This is a genomic window from Bacillota bacterium (genome assembly GCA_036504675.1).
Lineage (GTDB): Bacteria > Bacillota > Sulfobacillia > JAJYWN01 > JAJZPE01 > DASXUT01.
This window is the reverse complement of sequence record DASXUT010000096.1, coordinates 1-20,776: the sequence shown is the minus strand read 5'-3', so window position 1 is coordinate 20,776 and position 20,776 is coordinate 1. Positions and strand designations below refer to the sequence as shown.

Here is a 20,776-nt window from a genome sequence, read left to right as displayed (position 1 = left end):
TCCTCCCGCTCATCGCTTTTGGCGAGTAGTTCTCTTTGGAGTATTATACCACCGGGCGACGGGCGGCCGCAAATCTCAGCGGATGATGTCCAGGCGGACCAGACCGATGCCCGCATCGACCAGGTTCAGGCGGCTCGCCGCGGCCTGCGAGAGGTCGATCACCCGCCGATCGACCCACGGCCCGCGATCGTTGATCTTGACCAGGACGCTCCGCCCGTTGGCCAGGTTGGTGACGAGGACCATGGTCCCGAAGGCGAGGGTCCGGTGGGCAGCGGTTAGGCTCTGGGGATCGAAGGTCTCACCATTGGCCGTCTTCCGGCCGCGAAAACCGGGGCCGTACCAGGAGGCCACACCGAACTGGGTCTCGGCGATCTTGGCCTGGCCACCGGGAACCCAGTAGTCCAGGCTGCTCAGGGGGGTCTCGCCGAGGGCGGCCCGAATGTTGTTGGCCCAGACGAAGGCGAGGTCCTTGGGCTTCGCCGAGCGGGCGACCGCCGTGCCGTCGTCGACCGTGACGACGACTTGGTCGCCGGCGACCACGGCCCAGGTCCCGTTGACTCGCGTGATATGGACCATCCGCGGCTGAGTGCCCCTGGTGACCAAGTCGGTCAGCCGATCGGCCACGGTCCTGGCCCGCCCCAGCGGGGTCAATCCCCCGAAGGAAGCGCCGATCCTCACCACCACCTGGCCCAGGAGGTCGACCTCGGCGAGGTTCTTTCCGTCGATGACGGCGCCGTTGGCCGCGGCCGCCGGGCTCGGAGCCGAAGCCGCCGACACCCCGAAGAAACCAGTGCACATCGCGGTCAATATGGGCACCAGAACGAGACTACGATAGGCCGCCTTCAGGTGCAGATTCCTCCTTTCGCCATTGGTGCATCGCGCAAAAGCCCTTCGTCACTGAGAGATAGCCTTGAGCAACGTGGGCGGAAATATTCAAAAGGGATTCTGTGCAACCTCACTCCATATTTATGCACTTTTTGACGGATTGACAAAAATGGAAAAGGCCCTTCCAGGAAGGGCCTCTCCGGGACCTGCGGGTTGACAAGAAAGGAAGGCCGTGAACTCGGCCTTCCCGCTGCCTGGCTGGAGTTTTTATGACCGCGGCCTATTCCCGCACTAGCGTCTACGGCCGGGCGGCCGTCGCCTCGACTCGGCCACCGAGGCCACGGCGTAAGCGGCGATCCCCCGCCCCTCGCCCACCGGCCCCAGTCCCTCGGCGGTGGTGGCCTTGATCCCGACCGCCCCCGGCCCGAGCCGAGCCGCCTCGGCCAGCTTGGCCCGCATCTCCTCGACTCGTGGAAGGATCTTGGGGGCCTCGGCGACGACGGTCAGATCGACGTTGACCGGAGCGAGCCCAACGGCCTCGAGTTCGGCGACGACCGTTCCGAGCAGGTCGAGGCTGCTCGTCCCGGCGTAACGCCGGTCGCCGGTGGGAAAGTAGGAGCCGATGTCGGGCAGCCCGGCTGCCCCGAGGAGGGCATCCATGATCGCGTGAACCGCCACGTCGGCGTCGGAATGGCCATCCAGACCCAAACCGTCGGGACGGCTGAACTCAACCCCGCAAAGGACCAACCTCCGTCCGGGGGCCAGGCGATGGATGTCATAACCGAAGCCGACTCGTCCGGGACTGGCCTTTCCGGCGTCTCGACCCCGAACTCCGGCCACGTCGCGTCCCCTCTCGGTCCGGCGAACCCGATCCCTGGCCGCCAGGATGGCCTGGGCCAGGGTCAGGTCGCCCGGTGTGGTCACCTTCAGGTTCTCTTCCGACCCGGCCACGGCCTTGACCTTGAGGCCGCGTGCTTCGAAGAGGGCCGCCTCATCGGTGGCCGTCAACCCCTGTCGCGCCGCCCAAGTCAGGACGTCGACCAAGCGGCCGGCCTGAAAGCCCTGGGGGGTCTGAACCAGACCGACCCGCCGGCGGTCCGGCGTGTCCCGCAGGAACCCGTCGCTCCCGAGGACCTTGACGGTATCCTTCGAGGGGATCACCGGGGCGGCCGCGCCGTGGCGCCCGGCCGCGGTGATGACCCGGCCCAGGACGACCGGCAAAAGCAAAGGGCGGGCGCCGTCGTGGACCAAGACCACGTCGTCGTCCGCCTTGAATGACTCGCGATAGGCCAAGACCCCGCGGAGGACTGACTCCTGCCGGGTCTCACCCCCGGACACCAACCGGGTGAGCTTGGCCAGGCGATAGGGCTCAAGGATCGTTCGGGTGCACAGCTTACGGTCGCGGTCGGCCACGACCAAGTAGATGTGGTTGACCCGCGGGCAATGCTCGAAGACCTCCAGGGTCCGGGCCAGTAGCGGCCGGTCACCGAGGGGCAGGAAGACCTTATTGACCTGGCCACCCATCCGGCTTCCCCGGCCGGCGGCCACGACCACCGCGACGGTCCGGCCGGCAGGCTTCAAGACATCGCCCTCTCGCTGGCCTTCGGCTTGGCGAAGATCATCCGACCGGCCGCGGTCTGAAGGACGCTGGTGACCATGACCCCGATGGTGTCGCCGATGTGCCGCTTGCCGCCGTCGACAACGATCATCGTGCCGTCATCGAGATAGCCGACCCCCTGCCCGGATTCCTTGCCGTCCTTGATGATGTGGACCGACATCTCCTCACCCGGGAGGACCACCGGCTTGACCGCGTTGGCCAGTTCATTGATGTTCAGTACCGGTATGCCCTGCAACTCGGCCACCTTGTTGAGGTTGAAGTCGTTGGTGACGATCTTCCCCTCCAGGACCTTAGCCAGTTGCACGAGCTTAGAATCGACCTCGAGGTCGCCCCATGGGTCGCGTTCGTGGACCTGGACGTGGATGTTGAGCTCTTTTTGGATCCGGTTGAGGACGTCGAGGCCGCGGCGGCCTCGGTTGCGCTTGAGCAGATCGGAGGAATCGGCGATATGTCGGAGTTCCTCGAGGACGAACCCGGGGATGACGATGGGTCCCTCGATAAACCCGCTCTTGCAGATATCGGCGACGCGACCGTCGATGATGACGTTGGTGTCGAGGATCTTTGGCTGGACCGAACGGTCCTTGGCCGAACGTTCGCGGGCCCGCGCGAACCCGAACAGCCCGGCGAAGTCCTCCCGCTTCCGGGAGAAGACCATCACCCCGAGATAACCCAGGATCAGGCTGCCCACTGTGGAGATGAGCGAGCCCACCAAGGGTATCTTGGCGAAGGCCTGCCCCAGCAAGATAGCCACCAAGAGCCCAAGGATCAGGCCGATGGTCCCGGACAGGAGTTCGGCCATGGGAAGCCTCTGAAGCCTGCTCTCAGCCCAATTGGCCGCCTCAGAGACCCCTCGGATGAGCCGGGGTGCGACGACCAGGCCGATGAACCCGAAAGCCAACGTGATCACGAGGATCGTCGTCTTGCCGATCGGGTCGCCGATGCCGATTCCGGTCAACTCTCCAAACGGGTGCGATTGGATCACGTAGTAACTAATTATGAAGCCCACAGCCAGACCCATCAGAGTCAACAGGACGCGGATCAAACGCCTCACCATTTCACCTCCTTCATGCAATGTTCGGTTCCGAGGACCATTATAAGCCACCCAACAAGGGGTTTTCAAGGAAAGGTCGAACGCTTGTCCGCCGGGCGGCCGGAAAAGGCCGCCGGCGGGGCGGCCAAAGTCAGGGCAGGGGAAATAAAATCAGGACGCCGGGCTTGTCCGGCGTCCTATTCCTCGAACAGTTCCTCGAGGATCATCAGGGCGGCTTCCTCATCGATCCCCTTGGCCAGGACCAGCTCCGAAACCAGGATCTGCCTGGCATTTTCAAGCATTTTACGCTCTCCCGTGGAGAGACCCTTCTCTTTGTCCCGGAGGGTCAGGTTGCGGACTACCTCGGCGACTTCGTAAACATCGCCGCTCTTGATCTTCTCCATGTTGGCCCGGTAGCGTCGGTTCCAGTTGGTCGACATCTTGCTCTTCTGGGCCCGCAGGATCTCAAAGACCTTCTGGACTTCCTCCTCGGTGATGATCTCCCTAAGCCCGATTTCAATCACGTTATCGGTGGGGATCATGACCTTCATTTCCCCGATCGGCAGGCGCATGATATAGTATCGTTGGGTGGCCCCGAGAACCTCTTTCTCCTCGATGGCCTCGATGATGCCCGCACCGTGCATGGGGTAAACGACCTTGTCCCCTACGTTGAACACCGAAACCACCTCACTCGACAACGACGGTAAAGAGCCGCGACCATGGAAATAGAATACCACAATTCAAGCGGTTAGTCAAGAAAGTGGTATTGTATCACCGTCGACAACCGTTGTCAAGGGTTTTTGGCGGAACATAGGTTTTTGGCGGAACGGGTCGGTCACCGCCGAGCTCTGCCGCCCCGAGATCCTCGCCGACCGGTCGATTTCCAGAAGCGGGATTATCAGGCAATCGCTCGCGGCGGCAAAAAGGCCATCGCATAAGGCTGGAGGATGGGGTGTGCAACTTGACGACTCTCGCTGGGTGAGATACAATTTATCTCGCCGCCGGTAGGTCCGAAAATGCGCCCGGCGGTCTTTAAAAAGGGCGTGTAGCTCAGTTGGGAGAGCGTTCGGTTCGCATCCGAGAGGTCAGGGGTTCGAATCCCCTCACGTCCACAGGCCGGTGAGGCCGCGCTTTCGGTGTGGCCTTTTTCGTTGGCTGAAGTCCGTGCCGGGCCTTGATGAAGACCGGTCAAGCCTTGATTGATAATGGTTTCGGGCTCCCATTATGATCATGCCAGGCTCGTTTGGAATTAGAAGGCGCCTGCGTGGGAGGGGTACTCGTCGTATGAAGGACCTGCTCAGTGACGAGTTCCAGCAAGCCGTAGGGGAGTTCCTGGTCCGCCATCGCAGTGTCCTCGATGTCCTGACCAAGTACCAAGAGTCCAACGCCCGGGTCAACCGGGCCGTCGTCAAGGCCGTCACCAATTGTGGCTGCCTACGGGTGAACGCTGAGAAGCAGCGGATCCCGACCGACATCTCCTTGCGTGAACTGAAGGAGTACATGGATACGCACCTCGACGGCGATCTCTGCGAGCACTGCAAGGAAGTCATCGAATCGGAGATCGGGATGAATCTCTTCTATCTGGCCGCCCTCTGCAACCTGCTGGACATCAACATGTACGACACGCTGCTCAATGAGCACAAGAAGATTTCGGCCCTGGGGTTGTTCAACTTGTCCTGACGGCGCCGGGTCGAACGGCCCCCGGAGGCCCGCTCGAAACAAGCCCGCTCCTGGTGAGCGGGCTTTTTGTTGACCCTTCGTCCGGCCCGGCGAGTCGGTCGCCGCGGCTCACATTTGCCGATCGATGATGACCTTGTCCCTGAGCCGCCGGAGCCCGTCTTTGATCGCCTTGGCTCGGACTTCGCCGATCCCGTCGACCGCGTCGAGTTCCTCGATGGACGCTGAGACGGTCCTCGGGAGTTGTCCGAAGGCATCGACCAGGTTGTCGATGACCCCCGCCGGCAGACGAGGGATCTGCGAGAGGATCCGGTATCCGCGGGGTGTGACCGGCCGGTCCAGGAAACCCGGGGCCGGCGGGTAGCCGATGATCCGGCCGATAATCGCCGGGTCGAGGAGGTCTTCCGAAGACAGGGCCCCGAGTTCGGGCCGTCCATGCTCGGCCACACCCGGCTCAGGCGGCAGACAGTAGTCCCGGATCGTCAGGTAGTAGTTGGAGGCTACATCCCCGGCCAGCTCTTGGGCTTGCATGCCGACCAGGCGGCCTTCTGTCCCAAGCTCGGTGATGTATCCTTCGACCTCGCTCTCGATCCGAAGAAGCATCTCCGACCGCTGGATGACGGTGACCACATCGGCCAGGGTGACCAGGTCCTCGAGCTCAAGGGCGGACAGGTTGGTCAGGACCGCCTCGAGGATGCCGCGATACTTCTCCATCGTCTGGACGGCTTGATTGGCCTTGGCCAGGATGACCGAGACATCCTTGAGAACGTATTTCACCGTCCCCTGATAGAGGGTGATGACGTTCCGGCGCTGGGAGATGGCCACCACCAGATCGCCCGTCTGCCGGGCGGTCCGCTCGGCGGTGCGATGCCTGATGCCGGTCTCCCCGGAGGGAATCGCCGGGTCCGGCAGGAGTTGCACGTTGGCGTAGAGGATCCGGGAGGCGTCGGCGTTGGTGATGATCGCCCCGTCCATCTTGGAGAGTTCGTAGAGGTGCGACGGGGTGAGATCGATCCCCAATTTGAAGCCCCCGTCGAGGAGGCCGCGCTCGGCCATGGCTTCGCCGACCACGATGAGGGCGCCGGTGCGGGCGCGGAGGATGCTCTCCAGGCCCTCCCGGAAGGCCGTCCCGGGGGCCAGCTTCCTTAGGCTCGACAGGAGTTGCCGCGATGGCGTCCTGGCCGTCGCGGCCGTGGTCTGGGCTTGATTCGGCTCCCGTTCATCTTCCGGCATGTTCAGCCTCCCTGCTTGAGGACGAGTTCGACGGCCTCCTCGACCGTCGACACCGGGTGGATTCCGAGCTTCGATGGGCGCGGCCGGGCGGCCCCGGCCCGCCTGAGGTTCCCGGCGGGGACCAGGCAATCGCTGAACCCGAGCTTGTCAGCCTCGGCTAGCCGGTCGTCCAGGCGGGAGACCGACCGGACCTCGCCGGCCAGACCGACCTCGCCGAGGACGACCATCCCCGGTGGGACGGGTTGATTCTTCAAGCTGGAGGCTACCGCGGTGACCACGGCCAGGTCGGCGGCGGGCTCGTCGATGCGGGCCCCGCCGGATACCTTAACGTAAGTATCGCTGGTCGACAGGTAGCAGCCGGCCCGTTTCTCGAGCACGGCTAGGAGGACGACCAGGCGGTTGTAGTCGATCCCCGAGGCCATCCGCCGCGGGGCCGGGAACGTCGTCGGGGCCACCAGGGCCTGCACCTCGACGAGCAAAGGGCGGCTCCCCTCGATCCCGGCGACCACCACCGAGCCGGCCGCCCCCGCGGGACGCTCGGCCAGGAACACCTCGGACGGGTTCGGCACTTCGGCCAGGCCGCGGTCTTCCATGACGAAGACCCCAATCTCGTTGGTCGAACCGAAGCGGTTCTTGGCCGCCCGCAAGACCCGGAAGCTCTGGTGGCGCTCACCCTCGAGGTAGAGGACAGTGTCGACGACGTGTTCCAGGACCCTTGGCCCGGCCAGGTCACCGGCCTTGGTGACGTGGCCGACGATGAAGATGGGGATCCCCAGGGTCTTGGCCAGACGCATGAGTTCGGCCGCGCTCTCCCGGACCTGGCCGACGCTGCCGGGGGCGGAGTCAAGATCGGGACGATAGACGGTCTGGATCGAGTCGATCACGCAGAGCCTCGGAGCGAGCTCGGAGAGGGCGGCGGCGACCTGCTCAAGGTCCGTCTCGGACATGACAAAGAGCCGGTCGTCCAGGGAAGCCAGGCGATCGGCTCGAAGACGTACCTGCCGGACCGACTCCTCTCCGCTTACGTAGAGGACCGGCCCATCGTGGGCGGCAATGTACTTGGACAACTGGAGGAGCAAGGTCGACTTGCCGATCCCCGGGTCGCCGCCGACGAGGACCAAAGAGCCGGCCACGACCCCGCCGCCGAGGACCCGGTCGAGTTCGCCAAGACCCGTCGAGAGCCGCGGTTCGGCCTCGGCCTGGACATCGGAGATGGGCACGGGCCGCGCCGGGGCGCCCAAGCGAGAAGGGGAGGCCGAGTGGCCTTGCGGCCTGGACTCGACCTCCTCGACTAGAGAGTTCCATTCGTTGCATCCGGGACAATGCCCCATCCAGCGGGGAGACTCGTAGCCACAGCTCTGGCAAACGAATTTGGTCTTCGCCTTGCGCACGCTAGGCCTTCCTTCCGGTCACCGGTTCTGGTCCGACGGTCCTGGGCGCCCCCTCCCCATGGCCCTCCGGCATGGATCCCTTTTCGAAGACGATGTCCTCGCCGCGCAGGTCGACCCGGATGACGGCCCCCGGCAGGAACCGGTTCTTCAGGAGCTCTTCGGACAGCGGGTCCTCGACCAACCGCTGGATCGCCCGGCGCAGCGGCCTGGCGCCCCACTGTGGGTCGAAGCCCTCGGTGGCGATCTTTTCCTTGGCCGCCTCGGAGACCTCCAAGGCAAAGCCGCTGTCCCTGAGGCGTCTCGCGACATCCTTCAACATGTAGTTGACTATTTCCTTCAGGTTGGCGGCGGTCAGCGGGTGGAAGACGATGATCTCGTCGACCCGGTTGAGGAACTCCGGCCGGAAGGTCCGCTTGACCTCGTCCATCACCTTGTCCTTCATCTGTTTGTAAGTGCCCTCGTCGTCGCGGACGACCTTGAAGCCGAGGGTCCCTTCCTTGTGGATCAGGTGGGCACCGACGTTGGCGGTCATGATGATCACGGTGTTCCGGAAATCGACCGTCCGGCCCTGGGCGTCGGTCAGTCGGCCGTCCTCGAGGACCTGCAGGAGAACGTTGAAGACCTCGGGGTGGGCCTTCTCGATCTCATCGAAGAGGACGACCGAGTACGGCTTGCGTCGGACGGATTCGGTCAGCTGGCCACCCTCCTCGTAGCCGACGTAACCCGGCGGGGCGCCGACCAGACGAGAGGCGTTGTGTCGCTCCATGTACTCCGACATGTCCAGCCGGACGACCGCGTCGTCGTCGCCAAAGAGGGCCTCGCCGAGGGCCTTGGCCAGCTCGCTCTTACCGACCCCGGTCGGGCCGAGGAAGATGAACGAACCGATCGGGCGCTTCGGGTCTTTGAGACCGGCCCGGGCCCGGCGGATGGCGCGGGCCACGGCCTTGACGGCCTCCTCCTGATCGACGATCCGGGCGTGGATGACCTCTTCCAGCTTCAGCAGCCGCTCAGTCTCCTCCACCGCCAGTTGGGACACGGGGATGCCGGTCCAGCTCGAGACGATCTGAGCGATGTCCTCGGCGGTCACGGCGATCTTGTCGGAAACCTTCTTCTGCTGCCACGACTGCTTCTCTTGCTCGAGCTGCTCGCGCAGCTTCTGCTCCTGATCGCGGAAGCGGGCCGCCTTCTCGAACTCCTGGGACTGGACGGCCTCGTCCTTTTCCTTGCGGAGGGTCTCCAGGCGTTGCTCCATCTCCTTCATGTCGGGAGGAGCGATGTAACTGCGCAGGCGGACCCGCGAGGCGGCCTCGTCGACCAGGTCGATGGCCTTGTCGGGCAGGAACCGGTCGGTTACGTAGCGGTCGGACAGTCGGACGGCGGCCTCGATAGCCTCTTCGGTGATGGTCACCCGGTGGTGGGCTTCATACCGGTCGCGCAGGCCGTGAAGGATGGCGATGGCCTCGTCGACCGTCGGTTCCTCGACCATCACCGGTTGGAACCGGCGCTACAGGGCCGGGTCCTTCTCGACGTGCTTGCGGTACTCGTCGATGGTCGTCGCCCCGATGGCCTGCAACTCGCCGCGGGCCAAGGCCGGCTTGAGGATGCTCGAGGCGTCGATGGCCCCCTCGGCCGCGCCGGCACCGATGATGTTGTGCATCTCATCGATGAAGAGGATGACGTCGCCCGAGTGCCTGATCTCGTCCATCACCTTCTTCAGTCGCTCCTCGAACTCGCCGCGGTACTTGGAGCCGGCCACCAGCGAACCGAGGTCGAGGGTGACCACCCGGCGGTTGGCCAGGAGCTCCGGAACCTTCCCGTTGACGATGCGCTGGGCCAGCCCCTCGACGACGGCCGTCTTGCCGACCCCGGGCTCGCCGATGAGCACCGGGTTGTTCTTCGTCCGGCGGCTGAGGATCTGGACGACCCGCTCGGTTTCCTTCTCACGGCCGACGACCGGGTCCAGCTTGCCCTCGCGGGCCATGGCCGTCAGGTCGCGGCCGAAGTTGTCCAGGGAGGGGGTCTTGGAACGCGGCTTCTGCTGCCCGCCGGATGGGCCGGCGGCGGTCGTCGGCGGAGTGACCCCGCCGAGCAAGGCGACGACCTGGGCCCGGACCTTCTCGAGGTCGACCCCAAGGCTCTCGAGGACCTGGGCGGCGACGCCCTCACCCTCGCGAATGAGGGCCAACAGGATGTGCTCCGTGCCGATATAGGTGTGGCCGAGGGCCCGGGCTTCCTCGGCGGTCAGTTCGATGACCACCCGCTTGGCCCGCGGTGAGAAGGCTCCCCCCTCGCCGGCCCCCTCGGCCTTGCCGACCACCTTTTCCACTTCGGCCCGCACCTTGTCGAGGTCGAGGCCCATGCTCAGAAGGGCCTTGGCGGCCACCCCTTCACCGTCGCGGAGCAGTCCCAGCAGGAGGTGCTGCGTCCCGACGAAGCTGGAACCGTGGCGTTGCGCTTCCTCCTGGGCGTAAGTGATGACGTTCTGCGCCCGCGGGGTGAAGCGATGGAAGATGTTAAACATAGGTTGACCTCCTATGGGAGTCTCGGGTCATGGTCTTTGTCCCCGGGCGGGGCGACCTCCATGGCCCTCAGGCTGTCCCTGATCATCGCCGCTCGCCTGATGTCGCGCTGGAGGGGTTCGAGCTCACCGCCGGCCAGTCGCTGAAGGTAGGCCGGACGAGTCACCACCAGCAACTCATTGAGGCTTCGCTTCCTGGCCGCCCGCAGGATCTCGAGATCGACTCCCAGACGCAGGTCTGACAGGAGTTGCATGGCTTCCTGCGAGGACATGATTCTGGCGTGAGCCAGCAGGCCATAGGCCCGATTGACCCGGTCCTCGATTTGACTCTTGTTCTCTTGAGTCAAGAACTTCCTGGCGTTCATCTCATGCTCGACTATCTGTTCGGTCACGCTGCGCAGGTTCTGGATTATCTCTTCTTCCGTCTGCCCCAGAGTGACCTGGTTTGATACCTGGAACATGTTTCCCAGGGCTTCGGTCCCTTCACCGTACAGGCCGCGGACAGCCAGCCCTAGCTTGACCACGGCATGGCCGACGCGGGCGGCCTGGTTGGACAAGATCAGCGCCGGCAGATGCAACATGACCGAGGCCCGAAGACCGGTGCCGACGTTGGTCGGGCAGGCGGTCAGGTAGCCCTGCTGCTCGACGAAGGCGAAGTCGAGCTTCCCCTCCAGATCGTCGTCGACCTGGCTGGCCTTGGCCCACGCCTGTTCCAGTTGCAGCCCGGGCAGGAGGCACTGAATCCGGAGGTGGTCCTCTTCGTTGACCATCACGCTGACCGTCTGCCCGGGGTCGACCAGGAGGGCGGTCGGCTTCTCTTCCTGGGCGAACTGCGGGCTGATCAGGTGCTTCTCGACGAGGACCTGGCGGTCGAGGGCCGGCAGCCGGTTGACCCGGACCAGACCGTGGTCCGCCAGTTTGCCCTCGGCTTGGAGGGCCTTGTAGGCCCCCTCGACCCGCCCGGCGACTTCCTCGGCCCGGGCTTCGTCGAGGAGGTGTGGGAAGGGCACTCCCAGGAGGTTCCTGGCCAACCTGATCCGGCTGGAGATGACGATGTCCGAGTGCGGCCCGGTGCCGGTGACCCAGAGGGCCGTGGGCCGCTCGGTGGCTTCCTCCGGTCTCATCGCTCGTCACTCCCTTGATCGGTCCCCGTCTCCGGCGGCTTCGGTCCGTTCTCGGTCATCAGCCGCTCGCGTTCCTTGATCTCGTCACGCAGGCGGGCGGCCTGCTCGAAGTCCTCGCGGCCGACCGCCCGCTGCAGGGCGATCCGGAGGTCGGTGATCTCCTTCTTGACCTTCAGGTCGCCGCCGGTGCGGGCAGGGACCTTTCCCTGATGGACGACGGAGCCGTGGATTCTCCTCAGCATCGGCCGGAGCTGGTCACCGAAGACGGTGTAGCACTCACTGCAGCCCAGGCGACCGGCCTGGGTGAACTGCTCATAGGTCGAACCGCAGCCGGGGCAACTCTTCTCGCCCTCGGCCGCCCCGCTCTTGGCGGCCTGGCCGTGGCCGGCCTGGCTGAGGAGCCCTCCCAGGAGTTGCTGGAGGGGCAGGTTCTCACTGAGGAATTCGCTGAGGTCGGCCTTCTTGCGGGCGCACTCCTCGCACATGTGCATCTGCATCTTCTGCCCGTTGACCACCATGGTCACGGTGACGACCGCAGGTCGTTTACGGCATTCCTGGCAGAGCATGGTCTCCTCCCCTTCGGGTCCCGCTCCGGCGGGGCGCACCAAGCGCCCGCCTATTCCTCTTGGCAACTCACGATGGCCACCAGCATCCGCTTGAGCAAGGCGGCCCGGAGCCGATCCCGATACGGTGGGTCGACCGACAGGGTTTCCCGGTCGACGACCGCCTTCATCAGGGCCGCCTCCCGGGGGCTGAGGGACCCTTCCTCGGCCAGCCGCTCGATGATCCCCTCGGCCTCCCGCTGCGGAAGCTCCACGCCCAGGCATTCCTCGATGAACTCGACGATCCGCGCCGGCCCGTTCAGGTTGTATCGGATGATCCGGAGGTAGCCGCTCCCCCCACGCCGGCTCTCGACCGTGTAGCCACGCTGGACCGTGAAACGGGTCTCCAGGACGTAGTTGATCTGCGACGGAGCGCAGCCAAAACGGGCCGCCAGGACCTGGCGCTGGATCTCCAGCCGGCCGCTGGCCGCCTCAATCATCTGCTTGAGGAATTGCTCGATCTGATCACTCAGGCTAGCCATGCTTTGACCATCCCTGACCTTTGCCCCCATTATACCACTTTGCCGTGGCCTGGCAAGGGCCGGGTGGTTAAGGACTCTTCGCCGCCCGGTATAAGCTATGTTGACGGCGGCGGTTACCGTCTCGGATCGGGGACGCCCCCGACCGCAACGCCGGCGGCCCTGGAGGGCCGGGACTCTGCCGACCAGCCCGCGGGTCGGGCCGGCTACTCGACCCGCAGGACGAAGAACTTGAGGTAGCGCGTCTCCGGCGCGGCCGGCAGGAAGGGATGGTCGCGCCCTTGCGACCTGACTTCCACCACCCTGAGCCGGCGCTTCGTGTCCGCCGCGGCGACCGCCAAGACCTCCCGGAAGAGCTCCTCCGAGACGTGCTGCGAGCAGGATGAGGTGATCAGGTGACCGCCGGGCGGGAGGAGCTTCATCGCCCGCAGGTTGATCTCTTTGTAGCCTCTCAGGGCCCCCGGCAGGGCGGCCCGGTTCTTGGCGAAGGCCGGCGGGTCGAGGAGGATGACCTCCCACCTCTGCTGGCTTGGGTCGGCGTCGTGGAGGAAGTCGAAGACGTTGGCCGTCTGGAAGGCTACTCGGTCCTCGACCCCGTTCAGTCGGGCGTTCTCTCCGGCCAGGGCCACCGCCTGGGGCGAGACATCGACCCCGAGCACCTCGCGGGCCCCGTAGGCGGCCGCCGCGCAGGCGAAGCCGCCGGTGTAGCTGAAGCCGTCGAGGACCCGGGCTCCCTTGACGTAGGGGGCGATGGCCGCCCGGTTCTCCCGCTGATCCAGGAAATGGCCCGTCTTTTGGCCATTCTCGAGGTCGACAATGAGCCGCACGTCGTTCTCCCGGATCGTCACCCGGGGCGGGACGTCGCCGTTGTACGGGCCTTTCAGCTGGCTTAGGCCCTCGAGTTCGCGGACCGGGACGTCGTCCCGTTCGTAGAGTCCGAGGACCGGGAACTCCGGGCCGGCCTCGGCCCGGACCATCTCCATCAGCATCTCCTTGCGCCGGTCGATGCCGAGGGCCAGGGCCTGGAAGACGAGATAACCCGCGAAATAGTCGACGATCAGGGCCGGCAAGTAGTCGGCCTCGGCGAAGATCAGGCGAAAAGCGCGTTCCCGAGCATCGGGCAGAGCCCCGAAGAGGCGGCGGCGGTAGTCGATGGCCTCCCTGACCCGCCGCCGGAAGAAGTCCTCGTTGATAACCTCATCGGTCCGGGTCAGGAAGCGCACCCGGATCTGCGAGGCCGGGTTGATGTAACCGCGGCCGATCAAGTGCCCACGGCTGGAGACGACCTCGACGATGTCTCCGGGCACAAAGTCGCCGCTGGTCCGGTCAATCTCGTTGGCGAAGACCCAGGGATGCCCCGTCTGCACCCGCTTGTCCCGCCCTTGGGCGAGGAACACTCGAGCCGTCAACCCAAAACCTCCTCTCGGCCCCGGCGAATGGTCGGCCGGCCGGGCCCGCGCCGACAGTTATTCTCTCGTCGGGCAGGGAAACCCTGCCAATAGGGGCGGGAATAGTCTTTCCCGGCCCGGTAGACGGGCATGCAAAGGAGCCCGGCCGGTGGGTCGGGCTCCTCGAAGGACTGATCTTCACCTTTCGGCCGGCCGGGAGGACGTGGCCGCGAAGCCGGAAAAGGGCGTCATTTCTCCTCTTGGGCCTTCTTGGTCTCGGCGATGACCGCCTCCGCCACGTTCGACGGGGTGTCCTCGTAGTGGTCGAAGTTCATCGTGAAGGTCCCCCGCCCCTGGGTGATCGACCTCAGATCGATGGCGTACCGCCTCATCTCTGCCTGCGGGACGAGGGCCTTGATCACCTGGACGGTGCCCTGCGGCTCCATCCCCAGGATCTTGCCGCGCTTCTTATTCAGGTCGCCGATGACGTCGCCCATGAAAGCGTCGGGGACCATGACCTCGACCGAGACGATCGGCTCGAGCAAGACCGGCCTGGCCAGCTTGGTTCCTTCCTTAAAGGCCAGCGACCCGGCGATCTTGAAGGCCATTTCCGAGGAGTCGACCGGATGGTACTTGCCGTCGTAGAGACTGGCCCTGAAGTTCACCATCGGGTAGCCGGCCAGGACGCCCTCGGCGGCCGCCTCACGGATGCCCTTCTCGACCGCCGGAATGTACTGCCGCGGGACGGCCCCGCCGAAGACGTTGTCGACGAACTCGAAGTCCTGATCAGGCAGGGGTTCGAACTCGACCCAGACATCGCCGAACTGGCCGCGCCCGCCGGACTGTTTCTTGTGCTTGCCCTCGACCTTGGCCCGGCCGCGAATGGTCTCCTTGTATGGGACCCGCGGCTCCTCTAGGGTGACCTGGACGCCGAACTTGCGGCCCAGGCGGTCGGTGAGGATGTCCAGGTGGAGCTCGCCCATGCCGGAGATGAGCACTTCCCCGGTGATCGGCTCGCGCTCGACCTTGAAGGTCGAGTCTTCCTCATGCAGCCTGGCCAGGCCGGCGCTGATCTTCTCTTCGTCCCCCTTGGCCCTGGGTTTGATGGCGACGGCGAAGACGGGGTTTGGGAACTGAATCGGCGGGAAGATGATCGGGTTCTGGGCCTCGCAGAGGGTGTCGCCGGTGACCGTCTCCTGGAGCTTGGCCACCGAACCGATATCGCCGGCCGACAACTCGGGCACGGGCTCCTGTTGCTTGCCCCGGGGGATGAAGAGCTGACCGAAACGTTCGTCGCGTTCACGATTGGCGTTCCAGAAATGGGAGTCGGAGCGGACCACGCCCGACATCACCCTGAAGAGGGTCAGCCGGCCGACATAGGGGTCGGCCATGGTCTTGAAGACGAGGGCCGAGAATGGTTGGGTGTCCGACGGGGTTCGGGTCTCCTCAGCCTTGGTCTTCGGGTTGACCCCGCTGACCGCCGGCCGGTCGGCCGGCGACGGAGCGTAGCCGACGATGGCATCGAGGATGTTCGGGGCCCCGATGTTCTTGGTCGCCGAAGCCACCAGGACCGGAATGACCTTGCCCTGGGTGACGCCCTTCTTCAGGCCCGCCTCGATCTCTTCCTGGGACAGTTCCTGCCCATCGAGGTACTTCGAGAGGAGGTCGTCGTCGGCCTCGGCGGCCGCCTCGACCGCTTTCTCCCGAGCCTTCTGGGCCTCGGCGGCGAGATCGGCCGGGACATCCTTCTCCTCGAAAGCCGCCGACCCATCCGTCTTGTATGTGTAGGCCTTCATCTTGATCACGTCGACCACGCCTTGGAACTTGGACTCCTGGCCAATGGGCAAGTGGATCGGGACGACCGAGTGCCCGAAGGTCGAAGTCAGCATCTCCAGCGACCGGGAGTAACTGGCGTTCTCACGGTCCATCTTGTTGATCACGACCATCCGCGGCAGGCCCGGCTCGTTGGCGTATCTCCAGACGAGCTCGGTGCCGACCTCGACGCCGGCGACAGCATCGATGATGACCAGGCTCATGTCAATGACCCGGAGGGCGGCCTTGACTTCGCCGACGAAGTCGAAGTAACCCGGGGTGTCAACGATATTGACCTTACAGTCGCGCCATTCGACGGGAGCCACGGTGGCGTAAATGGTCACCTTCCGCTTGACCTCTTCGGGGTCATAGTCCATGGCGGCGGTGCCTTCCTCAACCCGGCCGAGCCGGTCGATGGCCTTGGCGCTGAAGAGCATGGCTTCAGCCAGCGACGTCTTGCCCGCCCCGCCGTGGGCGACGAGTCCGATGTTGCGGAGGTGGTCGATGGTGTACTTCTTCATTAATGTCTCCCCTTCCAGCCTACCTAGCGCGGCTGACCTTGATAAGGCAAAACACAACTTTTTATAATTCGCGTGTTGCCAAGCAATTCCTCCATGCAATCTCCTGTAATTTTACCCAGCGTAAGGGTCTTCATTCCAGAGGCGGAGCGCCATGGCGGCCCTCGACGGCGCTCGGCGGGAGAACGACGCGACCGCCCTCCTCGGGCGGTCGTCTTGATTTGCTGGAGCGGCACCGCGGCCGGCCTCCGCGCTCAGCGCACCTCACCCGAGACGGGCGACTCCGCGGAGGGCTGGGATGGCCGTGACACCTCGCGGAAGACGGCCGTATTGTAAACGTTGCCCGGGTTCCAGAGGATGAACTCGTTGACCCCGAGTTCCCGGGCCGCCTTGATCTGACCTTCGACCTCGGCTTCGCCATAGTGCACCCGGAGGCTGAAGTCCTGCAACCATGGGCGGATCTTGGTCAGGCTCGGGGCCAGTTCCATCCGACGCTGGTAGTCCCGGAGCCCGGCGAGGACGGTCTCGTATGGGCGCGACTCCGGGTCTTCCAGCCCGTAGTTGCGGGCCGAGTAATGCGATGGGTAGACCATCGGCGAGATATAGTCGACGGTCCCCAGGATGTCCTCAAGCCGTTGGCCGATGCCCATGTCGTCGGTCACCGTCCCGACCAGACCGAAGATATCCGCCGAGAGGTATACGTCGTAGGGTTGGAGATGTTCATAGGCGTATTTCAGGAAGCGCCCGATGGTCTCGGCCCGCGACCCCTCGGCGTCGGAGTAGATGGTCTTCCCGGTCTCGCCATCGGATGGGAACCGCACGTAGTCGAACTGGATCTCGCGGAAACCCTTCCTGGCGGCCTCCTGCGCCAGAGCCACCGCGTAGTCCCAAACCTCCCGGCGGTAGGGGTCGAGCCAGGTCGCCCCGGTCCGGTCGCGCCAGGGCCCACCGTCCTGGCTCTGGACGGCAAGGTCTGGCCGGACCCTGGCGAGGGCGGGATCCTTGAAGACGACGATCCTGGCGATGGTGTAGATCCCCTCATCCCTCAGGTGGGCCAGGTAGGCCCCGGGCTCCTGGATCCAGTCGGTGCCCGCCCCGGCGGCCTTGGTCAGCGGCACGTCCGAGCGGTAGCTGATCCGCCCGGAGTCGTTCTTGACGTCGATGACGAAGGCGTTGAACGATGTGCCGTCGAGGGCCTTGAGGAGTAGGTTTACCTTCTCCGTCTGTCCGGCGATGTACCCGGTCAGGTAGAGACCGTGGACTTCGACGGGGACCCGGCCGGGCCGCTTCTCGACCATCCGTTCGAAATCGAGGACCTCGGCCAGTTGTGGGAAGGGGCCCTCGGGCTGCCCGTCCGCGGTCGGCGCGGGCCCGGTCCCGGGAGTCGGCGGGCCGGATGGGTCATCCGATCGACTGCCCCTGGGCAGGGACTGCCCACGTTCAAAGAAGTCGAAGCGACCCAAGCGGTCTAGCCCGCTGGATAACCGGCCGGAGGCGGGGATGGCCGTCCGCGAGGCCCCGACGGTCATCGCCACTGCGACCAGCAATCCGCCGGCGACCAGCAGGAACCGGGACCATCTCTGCTCTTTGAGAAGTTTAGGCAGCATCGCTCATCGGCTCGTTTCTCGGCCTTCGGCTATCGGGCCGCCGATCGCCGGCCGGCAGGGTATCCTTTCGTCCCCAGGCCGCCACTTCCTCCTCCGGACGAACGGCCTTTACCAGCTTAGACGGGCCCGACAAGGGGCCGGTTCCAGGGTCCCCGGACGCCGGGACAACAAAAGAGTCTCTCCCCCCGATGGCAGGGGAGGGACTCTTTGTGACCCCTGGGCGTCGCTGGAACGCCCCCGGCTCGGGTCCATATGCTGATACGGGGTGAGCCGCGTGCTTCGATCGACCAGCCGCGAATGCCCGTTCCCGACGTGCCGCCTGAAGCGTCGGCGGGCGGGGATCGTCACCAAGGTCTTCGACCGGCACGGGCGGCTGGTCGAAGTCCGTTGCGACCTGAACGGGCGGGGCTGCCCGCTCCTCGCCGCCCTGGCCGTCGGCAACGGGGCCCCGGACGCCGGACTGGCTTTGGCCCTGGAGCTCATCGACCTCTTCGGCGAGGACTACTGAAATCGACGGCCCCGGGCAGGCCCGCCTCTCATCCTCTCAGGTCGGCCTGGGCGGCGGCTGCCTTGAGGACATGCTTGGCCAGAACGGTGGTGGTCACCGAGCCGACCCCGCCGGGCACCGGGGTGATCATCCCGGCCAATGGGGCGGCCGAGTCGAAGTCCACGTCGCCACACATCTTGCCGTTCTCGTCGACGTTGATGCCGACGTCGATGACCACCGCGCCCGGCTTGACGAAGTCCTTGGTGACCATCTTGCCCCGCCCGATGGCGGCCACCAGGACGTCACCCTGCCGGGCCTCGCCGGCCAGGTCGGCCGTGCGGGAGTGGCAGATGGTCACCGAGGCGTGCTCGCCGAGGAGGAGCATGGCCGCCGGTTTTCCCACCACCATGCTGCGGCCGAGGACGACCGCCTTCTTCCCTTTGAGCTCGACCTTGTAGTTCTTGAGGATCTCCATCACCGCCGTCGGGGTGCACGGGGGGAAACCGGTCGGGTCGTTCTCGTAGACCTTGGCCTCGTTGGACGGGCTCATCCCGTCGACGTCCTTGGCCGGGCTGATCCGGTTGCGCACCGCCTGGACGTCGATGTGTTTCGGGAAGGGTTGCATCATCAGGATGCCGTTGACCGCCGGGTCGTTGTTGAGTTCGTCGACCACCGCCAGGAGGACCTTGGTGTCGGCGTCGGGCGCCAGTTCGCGGGCGTCGACGATGATCCCCACCTGGCCGCAGGTCTTCCGGGCGCCTTTCTCATAGAAGAGATCGTCCGGGTTGGCTCCGAAGCGGACGATCATCAGCTTCGGGTTGATCCCGCGATCGAGGAGGGTCTTGCACCGGGCCGTCAATTCCGGGATGACCTCGCCGGCCACCTTCTTACCGCTGAGGGTCTCGCCCATGGTTCTTGCCTCCTAGTCCGAATATGTGAGCCTCAGACCGACAGCCGCTTGACGACCTTGTCGTAGACCTTGTCGGCGAGGGTCGTGCCTTCCTCGACGAGCCGGTTGGTCCGGGCCATGATCTCGTCGGCGTAGGCCCGGTCCTTCATCATGTTGGCATTGATCATCACGTTCAACTTGCCCCCGACAAGAGCCGAGCGGGCGAAGGCCGCGCCCACGCCGGCGTCACTGACGGCCAACTTGGAACCCTTCTCGGCGAGGACGTCGAGGTGCTTCAGGGAGGCATGGGCGAGCTCGACGATTTTCAGGGGGACCCCCGAGGCGGTCTTCAGGGCCTGCTCCATCAAGCGGGCCTTGTTCTCCTTTTCCTCCGGCGTCTCGGCCTTGATCCCATAGGCCGCCGCCAGGGGCTTGAAGTCCTCGGCGTCTCGGTCGACCAGGACCAGAAGCTCGTTCTGGAGGGCGGTGGTCTCCGCCAGGACCCCCTTGATCTCCTCTTCCACCTCGCGGTAGGCCTTCTTGCCGATGGTCAGGTTGCAGACCATCGAGCCAAGAGCCGCCCCCAAGGACCCGACCAGGGCCGACGCTCCGCCGCCACCAGGCACCGGAGCCTTCGACCCGAGTTCGCTGATGAATTTCTGGCAACTCAGTTCCACCAGTGACAAATCACTTGACCCCCTCACTTGCCGCAGATTTTCGGCCTTCTTCTGACCCTCGCGCCCGTGATCGTCGCTGTACGTTGGAGGGGTCCGGCCAGGTGCAGGCGCAGGACCGCCGTTGATGCGAAGCGTGGTGTCGTGGGCGCCGAAAGGGCTCGGCCGGTGAAAGTAATTCTCTTCACAAAACCCGGTTTCCTTCGCGTGATCCGGCCGAGCCTTAACCTACCCAACGAACCTCGCCCTGAGCTGCCGGCCGAAGTCCTCCAAGGCTTTCTGGTTGAGGGTGTAGTAGACCCAGCGGCCGCGCTTGGTCTCGTTGAGCAGCCGCGCCTGCTTGAGTTACTTGATGTGATAGGCCAGCTTAGAGGGGGCCAGACGGAGCTTGTCCTCGACGTCGCAGGCGCAGACGCCGTCCGGCATCTCGGGGTTGTCCGGCGAACAGCAACCTTGGGCCCGCCCCGCGGCGACGAGGTCGAGGACTTTCAGGCGCAGCGGATCGCTGAGGGCATGGGCTAGCTTCTCCATGGGAACCGTCGCCTCAGGCATGGCGGTCACCTCGGGTTAATTGTACCAGAGTCGGCCATTCAACAAGACTTGTTTTGCTCCTTGATGGTGCAACTTATTTTGTCTTGGCGGAAACGCCAAAAAGCCCTTTCCGACACTCGTCGGAAAGGGCTTTCTCGTGCTCCTCGAGTAGGACTCGAACCTACAACCCTCCGGTTAACAGCCGGATGCTCTACCATTGAGCTATCGAGGATCAATATTTCCCGGCAGCGACCTACTCTCCCAGGCAGTTACCCGCCAAGTACCATCGGCGCGAGAGGGCTTAACTTCCGTGTTCGGGATGGGAACGGGTGTTTCCCCTCTGCTATGGCCACCGGAAAGCTGGTGGTGCTTT

17 protein-coding genes, 2 tRNA genes, 1 rRNA gene and 1 pseudogene are annotated in these 20,776 nt (G+C 65.0%); 3 read left to right on the top strand and 18 right to left on the bottom strand.

What is annotated here, in order from left to right; genetic code table 11:
- Positions 1-75 precede the first annotated feature (75 nt).
- The 4 genes from VGL40_07415 to VGL40_07400 all read right to left on the bottom strand — a co-directional run bounded on the left by VGL40_07415 (position 76) and on the right by VGL40_07400 (position 4,150).
- The gene (locus VGL40_07415) at positions 76-816 is read right to left on the bottom strand and encodes a septal ring lytic transglycosylase RlpA family protein (GenBank protein ID HEY3315091.1); all 741 of its coding nucleotides are present in this window, start codon (positions 814-816) and stop codon (positions 76-78) included.
- A 300-nt stretch (positions 817-1,116) separates the two neighbouring features.
- A complete protein-coding gene (gene ispD, locus VGL40_07410) occupies positions 1,117-2,406 on the bottom strand; it encodes a 2-C-methyl-D-erythritol 4-phosphate cytidylyltransferase (GenBank protein HEY3315090.1) in 1,290 nt (429 codons plus the stop codon).
- On the bottom strand, positions 2,403-3,497 hold the full coding sequence (locus VGL40_07405; protein ID HEY3315089.1) for a PIN/TRAM domain-containing protein: 1,095 nt from the start codon (positions 3,495-3,497) through the stop codon (positions 2,403-2,405). The genes ispD and VGL40_07405 overlap by 4 nt, the downstream gene beginning before the upstream one ends.
- Positions 3,498-3,670: 173 nt before the next feature.
- Positions 3,671-4,150 (bottom strand): CarD family transcriptional regulator, encoded by a 480-nt coding sequence (locus VGL40_07400; GenBank protein HEY3315088.1) that lies wholly within the window; start codon positions 4,148-4,150, stop codon positions 3,671-3,673.
- A gap of 362 nt (positions 4,151-4,512) precedes the next feature.
- Between VGL40_07400 and VGL40_07395 the strand changes: the two genes are divergently transcribed.
- Both VGL40_07395 and VGL40_07390 read left to right on the top strand, forming a co-directional pair.
- Positions 4,513-4,585: transfer RNA gene (locus tag VGL40_07395), tRNA-Ala, on the top strand.
- Positions 4,586-4,757: 172 nt separating this feature from the next.
- Positions 4,758-5,153, top strand: a complete 396-nt coding sequence (locus VGL40_07390) for a DUF1573 domain-containing protein (GenBank protein ID HEY3315087.1) — start codon at positions 4,758-4,760, stop codon at positions 5,151-5,153.
- 108 nt (positions 5,154-5,261) lie between these two features.
- Here VGL40_07390 and disA read toward each other — a convergent pair whose 3' ends face one another.
- From disA to VGL40_07345, 9 genes and pseudogenes are all read right to left on the bottom strand, one after another.
- Positions 5,262-6,383, bottom strand: a complete 1,122-nt coding sequence (gene disA, locus VGL40_07385; GenBank protein HEY3315086.1) for a DNA integrity scanning diadenylate cyclase DisA — start codon at positions 6,381-6,383, stop codon at positions 5,262-5,264.
- 2 nt (positions 6,384-6,385) lie between these two features.
- The gene (gene radA, locus VGL40_07380) at positions 6,386-7,774 is read right to left on the bottom strand and encodes a DNA repair protein RadA (protein ID HEY3315085.1); all 1,389 of its coding nucleotides are present in this window, start codon (positions 7,772-7,774) and stop codon (positions 6,386-6,388) included.
- A gap of 1 nt (position 7,775) precedes the next feature.
- Positions 7,776-10,295 (bottom strand): annotated as a pseudogene (locus VGL40_07375) (ATP-dependent Clp protease ATP-binding subunit).
- A gap of 11 nt (positions 10,296-10,306) precedes the next feature.
- On the bottom strand, positions 10,307-11,416 hold the full coding sequence (locus VGL40_07370; GenBank protein ID HEY3315084.1) for a protein arginine kinase: 1,110 nt from the start codon (positions 11,414-11,416) through the stop codon (positions 10,307-10,309).
- Positions 11,413-12,021, bottom strand: coding sequence for a UvrB/UvrC motif-containing protein (locus VGL40_07365; GenBank protein ID HEY3315083.1), 609 nt, complete (start codon positions 12,019-12,021; stop codon positions 11,413-11,415). The genes VGL40_07370 and VGL40_07365 overlap by 4 nt, the downstream gene beginning before the upstream one ends.
- Before the next feature lie 11 nt (positions 12,022-12,032).
- Positions 12,033-12,500, bottom strand: a complete 468-nt coding sequence (locus VGL40_07360) for a CtsR family transcriptional regulator (GenBank protein HEY3315082.1) — start codon at positions 12,498-12,500, stop codon at positions 12,033-12,035.
- Between the two features lie 203 nt (positions 12,501-12,703).
- Positions 12,704-13,906: a class I SAM-dependent rRNA methyltransferase gene (locus tag VGL40_07355; protein HEY3315081.1), complete on the bottom strand. Its 1,203-nt coding sequence runs from the start codon at positions 13,904-13,906 to the stop codon at positions 12,704-12,706.
- Between the two features lie 227 nt (positions 13,907-14,133).
- Positions 14,134-16,218: an elongation factor G gene (fusA, locus tag VGL40_07350; protein ID HEY3315080.1), complete on the bottom strand. Its 2,085-nt coding sequence runs from the start codon at positions 16,216-16,218 to the stop codon at positions 14,134-14,136.
- A 251-nt stretch (positions 16,219-16,469) separates the two neighbouring features.
- Complete coding sequence (locus tag VGL40_07345; GenBank protein HEY3315079.1) at positions 16,470-17,822, bottom strand: putative glycoside hydrolase; 1,353 nt, start codon at positions 17,820-17,822, stop codon at positions 16,470-16,472.
- A 274-nt stretch (positions 17,823-18,096) separates the two neighbouring features.
- On the opposite strand from VGL40_07345, the gene VGL40_07340 reads away from it, so the two are divergent.
- Complete coding sequence (locus VGL40_07340; protein ID HEY3315078.1) at positions 18,097-18,330, top strand: hypothetical protein; 234 nt, start codon at positions 18,097-18,099, stop codon at positions 18,328-18,330.
- A gap of 28 nt (positions 18,331-18,358) precedes the next feature.
- On the opposite strand, the gene VGL40_07335 is transcribed toward VGL40_07340, so the two are convergent.
- The 5 genes from VGL40_07335 to rrf all read right to left on the bottom strand — a co-directional run bounded on the left by VGL40_07335 (position 18,359) and on the right by rrf (position 20,760).
- Entirely contained in the window at positions 18,359-19,219 is an 861-nt protein-coding gene (locus VGL40_07335; GenBank protein ID HEY3315077.1) for a tetrahydrofolate dehydrogenase/cyclohydrolase catalytic domain-containing protein, read from the bottom strand.
- Between the two features lie 32 nt (positions 19,220-19,251).
- The gene (locus VGL40_07330; GenBank protein HEY3315076.1) at positions 19,252-19,875 is read right to left on the bottom strand and encodes a cyclodeaminase/cyclohydrolase family protein; all 624 of its coding nucleotides are present in this window, start codon (positions 19,873-19,875) and stop codon (positions 19,252-19,254) included.
- Positions 19,876-20,217: 342 nt separating this feature from the next.
- Positions 20,218-20,403, bottom strand: coding sequence for a hypothetical protein (locus VGL40_07325; protein ID HEY3315075.1), 186 nt, complete (start codon positions 20,401-20,403; stop codon positions 20,218-20,220).
- Positions 20,404-20,563: 160 nt separating this feature from the next.
- A tRNA-Asn gene (locus VGL40_07320) sits at positions 20,564-20,635 on the bottom strand.
- An 8-nt stretch (positions 20,636-20,643) separates the two neighbouring features.
- Positions 20,644-20,760 (bottom strand): 5S ribosomal RNA (rrf, locus tag VGL40_07315).
- Between the last annotated feature and the right edge of the window lie 16 nt (positions 20,761-20,776).